Origin of the sequence: Cryocola sp. 340MFSha3.1 (genome assembly GCF_000383315.1) — a bacterium.
In the GTDB taxonomy this organism is placed as follows: Bacteria; Actinomycetota; Actinomycetes; order Actinomycetales; family Microbacteriaceae; genus Leifsonia.
Map to the genome: position 1 here is coordinate 1,920,883 of NZ_KB911087.1, position 12,116 is coordinate 1,932,998.

9 protein-coding genes are annotated in these 12,116 nt (G+C 70.5%); 7 read left to right on the plus strand and 2 right to left on the minus strand.

Annotated features, from left to right (window positions below; all coding sequences use genetic code 11):
• Positions 1-35 precede the first annotated feature (35 nt).
• On the minus strand, positions 36-350 hold the full coding sequence (locus tag H284_RS0109180; protein ID WP_020076004.1) for a DUF7882 family protein: 315 nt from the start codon (positions 348-350) through the stop codon (positions 36-38).
• A 130-nt stretch (positions 351-480) separates the two neighbouring features.
• Between H284_RS0109180 and treY the strand changes: the two genes are divergently transcribed.
• From treY to H284_RS0109215, 7 genes are all read left to right on the plus strand, one after another.
• Entirely contained in the window at positions 481-2,745 is a 2,265-nt protein-coding gene (gene treY / locus H284_RS0109185; RefSeq protein ID WP_029042882.1) for a malto-oligosyltrehalose synthase, read from the plus strand.
• Complete coding sequence (gene treZ, locus H284_RS0109190; RefSeq protein ID WP_020076006.1) at positions 2,742-4,442, plus strand: malto-oligosyltrehalose trehalohydrolase; 1,701 nt, start codon at positions 2,742-2,744, stop codon at positions 4,440-4,442. The genes treY and treZ overlap by 4 nt, the downstream gene beginning before the upstream one ends.
• A gap of 44 nt (positions 4,443-4,486) precedes the next feature.
• Complete coding sequence (locus H284_RS0109195) at positions 4,487-4,711, plus strand: hypothetical protein (RefSeq protein ID WP_020076007.1); 225 nt, start codon at positions 4,487-4,489, stop codon at positions 4,709-4,711.
• A complete protein-coding gene (locus H284_RS0109200) occupies positions 4,708-5,100 on the plus strand; it encodes a type II toxin-antitoxin system death-on-curing family toxin (protein ID WP_020076008.1) in 393 nt (130 codons plus the stop codon). Before H284_RS0109195 ends, H284_RS0109200 begins: the two co-directional genes overlap by 4 nt.
• A 151-nt stretch (positions 5,101-5,251) precedes the next feature.
• Complete coding sequence (gene glgX, locus H284_RS0109205; protein WP_020076009.1) at positions 5,252-7,288, plus strand: glycogen debranching protein GlgX; 2,037 nt, start codon at positions 5,252-5,254, stop codon at positions 7,286-7,288.
• Positions 7,288-8,145, plus strand: a complete 858-nt coding sequence (locus H284_RS0109210; protein ID WP_020076010.1) for a serine/threonine-protein kinase — start codon at positions 7,288-7,290, stop codon at positions 8,143-8,145. Before glgX ends, H284_RS0109210 begins: the two co-directional genes overlap by 1 nt.
• Entirely contained in the window at positions 8,142-9,917 is a 1,776-nt protein-coding gene (locus tag H284_RS0109215) for a glycoside hydrolase family 15 protein (RefSeq protein ID WP_020076011.1), read from the plus strand. The genes H284_RS0109210 and H284_RS0109215 overlap by 4 nt, the downstream gene beginning before the upstream one ends.
• Before the next feature lie 122 nt (positions 9,918-10,039).
• On the opposite strand, the gene acs is transcribed toward H284_RS0109215, so the two are convergent.
• Positions 10,040-12,019, minus strand: a complete 1,980-nt coding sequence (gene acs / locus H284_RS0109220; protein ID WP_020076012.1) for an acetate--CoA ligase — start codon at positions 12,017-12,019, stop codon at positions 10,040-10,042.
• Between the last annotated feature and the right edge of the window lie 97 nt (positions 12,020-12,116).

Sequence of the window (12,116 nt, forward strand, 5' to 3'; positions counted from 1 at the left end):
GCCCTTAACGATAGAGCACCTACAAACTAGACGGCCTAGCTTTTCCCTTTCGGACCCGACGACGGCGAGGGTTCTGGCGTGACGAGGAGCCCGTTGGGCCGGTGCGTGCCGTCCATCAGCAACTCGAGCCACTCGCGGTTGAGCGGCGCGATCACTCCCTCGTCGTAGCGGAAGCGGATGGGAAGACCGTTGTCGACCCAGATGGCCTCGCGGCCACCGTCGCCCTCGCGGATCCAGCTGAGGGCGAAGGACTCCCGGCGCCGCAGCTTCGTCGTGATGACGACCTGCACGTGGGCCAGCAGCCGATCCGAGAACTCGTAGTCGGCTCCCCCGTAGCTCAGTACTCCCACCCCACGTCCTCCTCGGTTCCCTCGCTGATCCAGCGGATATGTAGTTAGTCTAATCATATTGCTTGCTCGTCTAGCAAAATGCCGGGCGATCCATTTCAAGCCCTACTCGCCGGCCCCACCCTCCCGGAGAATGAACGCTGTGAGCACCTACCGCCTCCAGATCTCGCCCGCCTTCACCCTCCGCGACGCCACGCAGGTGCTCGACCACATCCAGCGCCTCGGCGCCGATTGGGTCTACCTGTCGCCCCTCCTGGTGGCGGAGCCGGGTTCGATGCACGGCTACGACGTGGTCGACCACAGTCGAGTGGATGCGTCGCGGGGAGGCCCTGCGGCGCTGCGCGAGTTCGCCGACGCCGCGCACGGCCGGGGCCTCAAAGTGCTCGTCGACATCGTCCCCAACCACATGGGCGTCGCCACCCCCGCGGTCAACGCCTGGTGGTGGGATGTGCTCGAGAACGGCCAGGAGTCGCCGTATGCCTCGTACTTCGACATCGACTGGGAGTTCGGCCACGGACGTCTGCGTCTCCCCATCCTCGGCGACGGCCCGGACGAGGAGGACGCGCTCCGCATCGAGGACGGCGAGCTGCGCTACTACGACCACCGCTTCCCGATCGCGCCCGGCACCGGCGATGGAACACCTCGCGAAGTCCACGCCCGCCAGCACTACGAGCTGATGTCCTGGCGCCGGGCCGACGCCGAGCTCAACTACCGCCGGTTCTTCGCCGTCAGCACGCTCGCCGGGCTCCGCGTCGAGGACCAGCGGGTGTTCGACGACACGCACCGCGAGATCGGCCGCTGGCTGAGCGAGGGGCTCGTCGACGGCCTCCGCGTCGATCACCCGGACGGCCTCCGCGACCCCGGCCAGTACCTGGAGCGCCTGCGCGACCTCGCCGGCGACGCCCCGATCTGGGTCGAGAAGATCATCGAGGGCGACGAGCGGATGCCGGACTGGCCCGTGCAGGGCACCACCGGGTATGACGCCCTCGCGATCATCGACCGCGTCTTCGTCGACCCGTCGGGTGAGGGACCGCTGACCGCCCTCGCGGGTGAGATCGACGAGCGCGAGGAGAGCCAGGACTGGGTGGAGCTCGTCCACCGCCGCAAGCGCGCCGTCGCCGACGGCATCCTGCGCTCCGAGGTGCTCCGGGTCGTCCGCGAGCTCGGCGAGGGGACGGACGAGGAGACCGCGGACGCCGTCGCGGAGCTGGCGGCGTGGTTCCCCGTGTACCGCAGCTATCTGCCGTACGGCGACGAATACCTGGAGGAGGCACGTCAGGCCGCCGCGGCGACGCGTCCGGACCTCGCACCCGTGATCGCTCGTATCGTCGACCGCCTGGGCGACCGGTTCGAGCAGACCACCGGCGCCATCATGGCGAAGGGCGTGGAGGACAACGCCTTCTACCGCTTCACGCGGCTCGTCTCGCTGACGGAGGTCGGCGCGGACCCGTCCGAGTTCGCGCTCTCGCCGGAGGAGTTCCACCGTCGGCAGAGCGATCGTGAGCGCCGGCTCCCCGAGTCGATGACGGTGCTGTCGACCCACGACACCAAGCGCGGAGAGGACACCCGGGCGCGCATCCACGTGCTCGCCGAGCTGCCGGGCCGCTGGGAGCGGTTCCTGCGGACGGTGCGCGAGCGCGTCGGTTTCGGCGACGGCTCGCTCGAGAGCCTGCTGTGGCAGTCGATCGTCGGCGCGTGGCCCGCGTCGCGGGAGCGCCTGCACGACTACGCCCTGAAAGCAGCGCGCGAGGCGGGCGCATCCACCGGCTGGACCGATCCCGACGAGGCGTTCGAGGAGCGGATGTTCGCCGCTGTCGACGCCGCCTTCGACGACGAGCGCGTGCGGGCCGAGGTCGAGGCGCTGGCGGCGGTGATCGAGGCGCCCGGCGCGAGCAACGGCCTCGGCGCCAAGCTCCTGCAGCTGATGGCGCCCGGCATCCCGGACGTGTACCAGGGGTCGGAGCGCTGGGAGCGCTCGCTCGTCGATCCCGACAACCGCCGTCCCGTCGAGTTCGACGCGGCAGCCGCCCTCCTCGCCCACATCGACGAGGGATGGCAGCCCGAGATCGACTCGTCGGGCGCGGCGAAAGAGCTGGTCACCGCCAAGGCGCTCCGCCTGCGCCGCGACCGGCCCGAGCTGTTCAGCGGTTACCGTCCCGTCTACGCCGAGGGCTCGCGTGCCGGCCACCTCGTCGGGTTCGACCGCGGCGGTGCGATCGCGCTCGCCACCCGCCTGCCCGTCGGGCTCTCCGCGACCGGCGGATGGGCGGACACCACCATCGACCTGGGAGAGGAGCCCATGCGCGACGAACTCACCGGACGCGACTACTCTGGCCGCGTCCCGCTCGCCTCCGTGTTCGAGACCTACCCGGTCGCCCTGCTGGCGGTGGCCCGATGACCGCCGCCGACCGCCGGTTCCCCGTGTGGGCCCCGGAGGCGCGATCGGTGGATGTGGTGCTCGGCGGCCTGGGCACCTTCCCGCTCGCGCGTGTGCCCGCGTCCGACGCGAGCCCGACCGGCGGATGGTGGGAGCTGGCGGAGGCGCCGGAGCTCCCGACCGAACCCCTCGACTACGGCTTCCTCGTCGACGGTGACGGCCCTTTCCCCGATCCGCGCTCGCTCCGCCAGCCGAACGGCGTGCACGAGCTGAGCCGGGAGTTCGACCCGCGTGCCCACGCCTGGGACGACGGCGCGTGGGAGGGCCGCGACCTGACCGGCGCCGTGATCTACGAGCTGCACATCGGCACCTTCACGCCCGAGGGCACCCTCGACGCCGCCGCCGCGCGGCTCGACCACCTGATCGGCCTCGGCGTCGACGCGATCGAGCTGCTCCCGGTGAACGCCTTCAACGGGACGCACAACTGGGGCTACGACGGCGTGCTCTGGTACGCCGTCCAGGAGCAGTACGGCGGACCGGCGGCGTACCAGCGCTTCGTGGAGGAGTGCCACCGCCGGGGTCTCGCCGTCATCCAGGATGTCGTCTACAACCACCTCGGCCCGAGCGGCAACTACCTGCCGAAGTTCGGCCCGTACCTCGGCCAGGGCGCCAGCACCTGGGGGGTGAATATCAACCTCGACGGCCCGCAGTCCGACGAGGTGCGCCGCTACATCCTCGACAACGCCGAGTACTGGTTGCGCGATATGCACGTCGACGGCCTGCGGCTGGATGCGGTACACGCCCTGGAGGACCACCGAGCCACCCACCTGCTCGAGGAACTCGCGCTCCTCGCCGACGAGCTGGCCGGGGAGACCGGTCGGCCGCGCACGCTGATCGCCGAGAGCGACCTGAACGACCCGAAGCTGATCCGCACCCGCTCGCACCACGGCTACGGCCTCCACGCGCAGTGGGATGATGACGTGCACCACGCGATCCACGCCACCCTGAGCGGCGAGGACACCGGCTACTACAGCGATTTCGCCCGACCGGAGGCGCTGGTGAAGGTGTTCCAGCGCGGCTTCTTCCACGACGGCACCTGGTCGAGCTTCCGCGAGCGCCACCACGGCCGCCCGATCGACCCGGACATCCCCTTCACCCGCCTGGTCGTGTTCAGCCAGGACCACGACCAGATCGGCAACCGCGCCGCGGGCGACCGCCTCACCGCGACGCTCGACCCCGGACGCCTCGCGGCGGCCGCAGCCCTCACCCTGCTCGGCCCGTTCACGCCGATGCTCTTCATGGGCGAGGAGTGGGCCGCGACGACGCCATGGCAGTTCTTCACCTCGCATCCCGAGCCCGAGTTGGGGAAGGCGACCGCTGAGGGTCGCATCGCGGAGTTCGCCAAGATGGGCTGGGACCCGGCCATCGTGCCCGACCCGCAGGACCCGGAGACCTTCCTGCGCTCCAAGCTCGACTGGTCGGAGCCGGAGCGACCGCAGAACGCGCGGATGCTCGACTGGTACCGCACCCTCACCGCCCTGCGCCGGACGATCCCCGCCGACGCGCCCGCGACCGAGGTGGCGTACGCGGACGGCGTCTTCCGGTTCCGCCGCGGCGAGCTGCTCGTCGAGGTGAGCCTGTCGGGCACGGGCCTCGGCGCGGCGCCGTCGGATGCGGTCGCGGCGTTCGGTGAGGCCGTGCGCGTGACGCGGCGGTAGGTGCGAGTATATACTTGCAATAACTCTCTATATAGGATTGGTGGGTGACCATGACAGCCCCCGCGCGCAGCAAGAAGCTCATCGCCTTTCGCGAAGACCAGGTCGAGGCGTTGGCCGCGATCGCAGACGATACGGACAGCACCTTCACGGCGACGGTCCTGGACGCCGTCGATTCCTACATCGCCGCACACGACCGCACCACGCAACAGATGATCGACCGCATCGTCAGTCAGAACTCCGGTCTGCTCGAGCGCCTGCGCGACGCGTGAGCGCCCGGTATCTGACCCTCGAGGAGTCGCTCCTCGCCGTCAGGGCGGTCCACGGCGGCGACCCGCTCCCGTATGTTCGCGACACCGTCCTCCTGCAGTCGGCGCTCGAGCGCCCGGCGGCGACGCTGTTCGGCCGTGACGCCTATCCGGACATCTACGCCAAGGGTGCGGCAATGCTGCACTCGCTCGTGCGCAACCATGCCCTACTCGACGGCAACAAGCGCACCGGGTGGATCCTGTGCGTCCTCTTCTTCGCGCTCAACGGTCATGACGAGCGCTACGACGAGGACGCGATGTTCGACTTCATCCTCGCGGTTGCGGCCGGTGAGATCGAGGACATCGGCGAGATCGCGCGTCGCCTCGCCGACTGGTTCCCGCCGCGCGCCTAACGGTCCGCAACCCCCGTGTCAATGCCTGGATGGGTGTGTCACCGCGCAGGTATCGTGGCGTTCTACCGAACGGAGGCACCGTGTCCCGACCCTGCCCCCGGCCCTATCGCCGGACCGCCCCCAGCGCACGCCGCTCGCAGGGGTCGTCCCTGTGACGGCCGCCTCCACGCCGTACCCGCTCGGGGTGACCCTGCGCGACGGCGGTGCGAATGTCGCCGTCTACAGCGAGCGCGCCGACAAGGTCATCGTCTCGATCTTCGACCACCGCGGCCGTGAGAAGCAGACCGTGCTCACCGAGCGCACGGGTCACGTCTTCCACGGGTTCGTCCCCGACCTCACCGCCGGAACGCGCTACGGGCTCCGCGTGGATGGACCGTGGGATCCGGCCAACGGGCTCCGGTTCTCCCCGGCCAAGGTCCTGCTCGCGCCGCAGGCCCGCGCCGTGACCGGCTCATGGGACAACACGCAGGCCGTCTTCGGCCACCAGCTCGGCCGCCCGAAGCGCCGCAGCGACACCAACGGCGCCCGCCACGTCGCCCTCGGCATCGCCATCGACCCGCAGGAGTTCGACTGGGGCGACCACGAGCGCCCGCACACCCCGCTCAGCGAGACCATCATCTACGAGCTGCACGTGAAGGGCTTCACGAAGCTGATGGAGTGGGTGCCCGAGGAGTTCCGCGGCACCTACGCCGGGCTGGCGCATCCCGCCGCCGTCGAGTACCTCAAGAACCTCGGCGTCACCGCAGTGGAGCTTCTGCCCATCCACCAGTTCGTTCAGGATGCGCACCTGCAGGAGAAGGGCCTCCGCAACTACTGGGGCTACAACTCCATCGGCTTCTTCGCCCCGCACAACGAGTACTCGGCGACCGGTGACACCGGGCACCAGGTCGACGAGTTCAAGGGCATGGTGAAGGCCCTGCACGCCGCCGGCATCGAGGTCATCCTCGACGTGGTCTACAACCACACCGCGGAGGGCAACGACCTCGGGCCGACGTACAGCTTCAAGGGCATCGACAACCCGTCGTACTACCGGCTGGTCGAAGGGGATGCCGCCCACTATTTCGACACGACCGGAACCGGCAACAGCTTCAACGTGAGCCACCCGGCCGCCCTGCAGGTCATCATGGACTCGCTGCGGTACTGGGTCGAGGACATGCACATCGACGGCTTCCGCTTCGACCTGGCCACGACGCTGACGCGCCAGGGCGGCGACGCCAGCCTCCACAGCGCCTTCCTGACGCTGATCCAGCAGGACCCGACCCTCGCGCAGGTGAAGCTGATCGCCGAGCCGTGGGATGTCGCCGGCTACCAGCTGGGCGGGTTCCCTGCGGGCTGGTCGGAGTGGAACGGCAAGTTCCGCGACGACGTCCGCGACTACTGGCGCGGCACCCCCGGGGTGCTGTCCACCCTGTCGCAGCGGGTGCTCGGCAGCCCGGACATCTACGAGGACTCGCGCCGCGCTCCCCTGTCGAGCGTCAACTTCGTCACCGCGCACGACGGCTTCACGCTCGCCGATCTCACCAGTTACAACGAGAAGCACAACGAGGCGAACGGCGAGGACAACCGCGACGGCGAATCCGACAACCGCTCCAGCAACTACGGCGTCGAGGGTCCGACGGACGGCCCCGGCATCAACGCTTTCCGCACGCGGCAGCGCAAGAACTTCCTTGCTACCGTCCTGCTGTCTGCCGGCGTCCCGATGATCCTCGGCGGCGACGAGATCGGGCGCACGCAGCGTGGCAACAACAACGCCTACTGCCAGGACAACGAGATCTCCTGGTTCGACTGGCAGAACGCCGACTGGGAGCTGCACGAGTTCACGTCGAAGCTCATCCGCCTGCGCCGCACCGAGCCCGCCCTCCGGCCGGAGTGGTACCGGCACGCGCCGGACGTCGGCGGCCCGGATGTCGTCTGCATCGTCCGGGCGGACGGCGAGCCGTTCGCCGACGAGGACTGGGCGGATCCCGAGGCGCGCTCGATCGCATTCGAGCTGCGGCACGAAGGGGCCGACTCGTTCCTGCTCATGCTGAACGCGGCCGGCAACGGTGTGGAGTTCGTGCTCCCCGACGCCCCGGGTTCGCACTGGGAGCTGGAGCTCTCGAGCGACCCCGAGCTTGCCTTGGCCGACGGCGAGAGCGTCATCCTCGGCGAGTCGTCCTTCGCCCTGCTGAGGTCGCGGAGCAGCTGATGCCCGAGTCCACCATCCCCGCGCTGCTCGGTCGCTACCGGCCGCAGCACGTCATCGGCCGCGGCGGCGAGGCCAGCATCTTCCGCGCGACCGACGAGCTGCTCGGGCGCGAGGTAGCCATCAAGCTGTACCGCTCGGGCGGCGAGGAGGAGATGGCGCAGTACCGCACCGAGCAGGCGGCGCTCGCGCGGTTGAGCCACCACGGCATCGTCTCGCTGATCGACGCCGGGATCGATTACTCCTCTCCGAAGGATCCGCGGCCGTTCCTCATCATGGAGCTGGTCTCCGGCACCGACCTCGCCAGCATGCTGGCCCAGCGGGAGCTGACGCTGGAGGAGATCGCGGAGGTCGCCTACGACATCTCCGAGGCGCTCGAGTACGTGCACGCCAACGGGGTGGTGCACCGCGACATCAAGCCGTCGAACATCATGCTCGTGTCGTACGGCACGACGACCTTCCGGGCACGGGCGCGGCTCACCGACTTCGGGATCGCCAGCGGCATCGTCGGAACACCCTCGCAGCCGGATGAGGGCAAGACGACCGGCACGGCGGCCTACCTCAGCCCCGAGCAGGCGATGCGTCAGCCGGCCACCTCGGCGAGCGACATCTACTCGCTGGGGCTCGTCCTGCTGGAGTGCTTCACACGCTCGGTCGCGTACCCCGGCGCCGCCGTCGAGTCGGCGATGGCCCGGCTGGAGCACGAGCCGCCCATCCCGGACGGCCTGCCGGACGACTGGTCACGCATCCTCCACGCCATGACCTCCATGGATCCGGCCGCGCGTCCCACCGCCGAGCAGCTGACACCGCTGTTCCGCGAGGCGGTCATCTCGGCGGCCGGTCTCCAGCAGCGGGCGTGACGGCGGACCGGATGGAGGCTGCGGCCGCGATCGAGGACCACGCCGCCCTCGGCGACGGCCGCACCGTCGCCCTGATCGACCGCTCCGGCACGGTCGACTGGCTGCCCGTCCCCAACCTCGACTCCGCCCCCGCCTTCGCGGCGCTGCTCGATCCGGAGCGCGGAGGCCGCATCCTGCTGCGTCCCGTCACCGCGTTCCGGACCCGTCGGCGGTACCTCCCCGGCACCAACGTTCTCGAGACGACCTTCATCGCGGAGAACGGCACGGTGCGGGTCACCGATGCACTGGTCACCGGGGTGGCCGGGCGCCTGCCGTGGCTGGAGCTGGCACGCCGCATCGAGGGGGTCAGCGGAACGGTCGTCATGGACTGGGCGGTCGAGCCCGGCACGATGCTCGGCGGGAGCAGCCCGTGGGCGGAGCGCGTCGACGGCAAGCGCATCCTCCGCGTCGGGAAGGTCAACATCGGGGTCACCGGCCTCAACGACGCCGAGGACGATGCGGATGCGCCCCGGTTCCGCGGCCGCATCCGGGTCGTCGAGGGCTCCCGCCGGACGCTCACCATCGTCGCGACCGACGACGAGCCGCTGCACCTGCCCGACCCGGGCAACGTCGACATCGGGATCGACCGGACGATCGGCAACTGGGAGCTGTGGTCCCGGACCTTCTCGTATCAGGGGCCGTGGGATGACGCCGTACAGCGCAGCGCTCTCGCTCTGAAGCTGCTGCTGTACGCGCCGACCGGCGCCATCGCGGCCGCCGCGACCACCTCCCTCCCTGAGACCGACCGCGGCGGCAAGAACTGGGACTACCGCTTCGCGTGGGTCCGCGACACCGCGTACACGCTCCGCGCCCTGGCGCGCTTCGGTCTGCGGGAGGAGACGCACGCCGCGATCTCGTGGCTGCTCCGCGCCGTGAAGGGCGACGTCTCCGAACTGCGGGTGCTGTACGGGCTGCGGGAGGAGTCGACAGCCGAGCCGCAGACGCACGACGTGCCCGGGTGGCGCGGCATCGGACCGGTCGTCACCGGCAACCGCGCGGCCGGCCAGCTGCAACTCGGCGTGTACGGCGATCTCCTCAGCGTCGCGCTCGCCTACGCCGCCGCCGGCAACGTGCTCGACGTCCCGACCCGCCGACTGGTCGCTGACGTGGCCGACCGCGTCTGCGACATCTGGCACCTGCCCGACTCCGGGATGTGGGAGCTCAGCGAACTCCGCCACCACACCTCGTCGAAGATGGGATGCTGGCAGGCGCTGCAGGCCGCCCTGCAGCTCGTCGAGCTGGGCCAGATCGAAGGCAACCCGTCACGCTGGCGGCGGGAGGCCGACGCCATCCACACCTGGGTGGACGAGCGGTGCTGGTCGGACCGCCTCGGCGCGTACACGATGGCCGCCGACGAGGACGAGCTCGATGCGTCGGTGCTGCTCCATGCTCCCAGCGGCTTCGACCGGGGCGAACGGATGCGCTCCACCATCGTCGCGCTCCGGCGCGAGCTGGGCGACGGTCCGCTGCTCTACCGCTTCACCGGCGCGGCAGCCGAGGGCGAGCGTCCATTCACCGCGTGCTCCTTCTGGCTCGCCGCCGCCCTGGCCTGCGTCGGCGAGATCGACGAGGCGACGACGCTGATGGATGATCTGGTCGGCCGCGCGAACGACGTCGGCCTCTACGCCGAGATGATGGATGCGGACGGCGCCTTCTGGGGCAACTTCCCGCAGGCGCTCTCCCACCTGGGACTGATCGACGCGGCCCTGACCATCGCCGACCTGCGTCCCTGACCGCGCCAGCCGCCGCCGGAAACGGAGGACATCGTGCGGGCTCCGCCCCGCATCCACCTCCGTTCGGCCCATTCCGCCGGCGTGTCGGCCCGCGGCACCTCCCTATCGCGCACGCCGCCCGGTCAGCGCGCCCGTGCGGCCAGCGTCTCCGCGATCGCGTGCGGAACCGTTTCGTCCTGCAGCGAGGTCGTATCGCCGAGCGGCCGGCCGTCGAACAGGTCGACCAGCAGGCGTCGCATGATCTTGCCCGACCGCGTCTTCGGAAGGTCGCCGACGATGACCACGTGCCGCGGCTTCGCGATCGCCCCGATCTCGCGCGTGACCTGGTCGCGGAGGTCGGCCTCCGCCGGTGTCTCGCCCGACGGCACGACGAACGCGGCGACCGCCTGCCCGGTCGTGTCGTCGCCCACGCCGACGACCGCGGCCTCCGCGACCCGGGGATGCGCGACCAGCGCCGACTCGATCTCGATGGTCGACAGCCGGTGACCGGAGACGTTGATCACGTCGTCGAGACGGCCGAGCAGCCAGATGTATCCATCGTCATCGACCGCGGCGCCGTCTCCGGCCAGGAAGTACCCGCGGTCGGCGTACGGCCGCCAGTACGAGTCGCGGTAGCGCTCCGGGTCGCCCCATACCGTGCGCGACATGGCCGGCCACGTGCCGTCGATGACGATCGAGCCGCCCGAGCCGCGGGGCACATCCTCGCCTCGCTCGTCGACGACCCGCACCGTGACGCCGGGCACAGCGACCGTCGCCGAGCCGGGCTTCAGCGCGGTCACCCCGGGCAGCGGGGCGACGATCGCGGCACCGGACTCGGACTGCCACCACGTGTCGACCACCGGCGCGCGTCCCGCACCGAGGTTCTCGCGGAACCAGACCCACGCCTCCGGGTTGATCGCCTCGCCGACCGTGCCGAGAAGCCGGATGCTGGAGAGGTCCCAGCCCTCCCCCGGCCCATCCGGGAACCAGGTCATGAAGGTGCGGATCAGCGTCGGCGCCGTGTAGTAGGTGGTCACGCCGTAGCGCTCGATGATCTCGAAGTGCCGGCCGGTGTGCGGGGTGTTCGGCGTCCCCTCGTAGATGACGGAGGTCGCGCCGTTCGACAGCGGACCGTACAGCACGTAGGTGTGCGCGGTGACCCAGGCGAGGTCCGCCGTGCACCAGTACACGTCGTCGTCCTTGGCGTCGAACAACGCCCAGTGGCTCCATGACGCCTGGGTCAGGTAGCCGCCGGTCGTGTGGACGACGCCCTTCGGCCGCCCCGTCGTCCCGGACGTGTAGATGATGAACAGCGGCGTCTCGGCGTCGAAGAATTCAGCTTCGTGCACGTCGGGCGCCGTCTCGACCACGTCGTGCCACCACACGTCGCGTCCGGGCGTCCAGGGCACGTCCGCCGTCAGCTCGCCCGTCCGCCGGACGACCAGCACGTGCTCGATCGCGTTGTCGCCGGCGACCGCCGCATCCGCATTCGCCTTGACGGCCACGGCGGATCCCCGGCGGAACTGCCCGTCGGAGGTCACCAGCAGCTTGGCTCCCGTGTCCTCCACGCGGAAGCGCAGCGCCTCCGCCGAGAAGCCACCGAACACGAGCGAGTGGATGGCGCCCACGCGCGCGATGGCCAGGGTGATGACGACCGTCTCGGGGATGACGGGGAGGTACACGACGACGCGGTCCCCCTTCCCGACGCCCAACGCCGTGAGGGCGTTCGCCGCCTGCGCCACCCGCCGCTGAAGGTCCGCGTATGTGATCGTCTCGCGGTCGCCCGGCTCGCCCTCGAAGTGCAGGGCGACGCGGTCGCCCCGGCCGGCGGCGACGTGTCGGTCGACGCAGTTGACGGCCGCGTTGAGGCGGCCGCCCGCGAACCACTCGGCCCGCGGGACCGTCAGCTCGCCGTCGTCACCGGGCGCGGCCGGTTGCCACGTGTGTGCCGTGTGCCACGGTTCCGCCCAGTCGAGGCGGGCGGCCTGGCGCTCCCAGAACGCCACCGGGTCGGCGGCGGCCTCCGCGAACACGGAGGCGTCGACGTTCGCCTGCGCCGCGAACTCCTCGGACGGCCGGTACAGCCGCGTCTCGCGGCCGAGGTTCTCGATCGGGGTGCTCACCCTCCGACGCTATCCGTCCCGTCGCGTGCGCCCCTCCGCCCTCGCAACCTTCCGTAACCCGCCGCATCCCGCGCCCTCAACCCCACCGTCGAGTCCG

Bases quoted from the DNA above. Each gene is read 5' to 3' on its own strand.
- treY (WP_029042882.1), top strand. From the start codon at position 481: ATGAACGCTGTGAGCACCTACCGCCTCCAGATCTCGCCCGCCTTCACC.
- treZ (WP_020076006.1), top strand. From the start codon at position 2,742: ATGACCGCCGCCGACCGCCGGTTCCCCGTGTGGGCCCCGGAGGCGCGA.
- H284_RS0109210 (WP_020076010.1), top strand. From the start codon at position 7,288: ATGCCCGAGTCCACCATCCCCGCGCTGCTCGGTCGCTACCGGCCGCAG.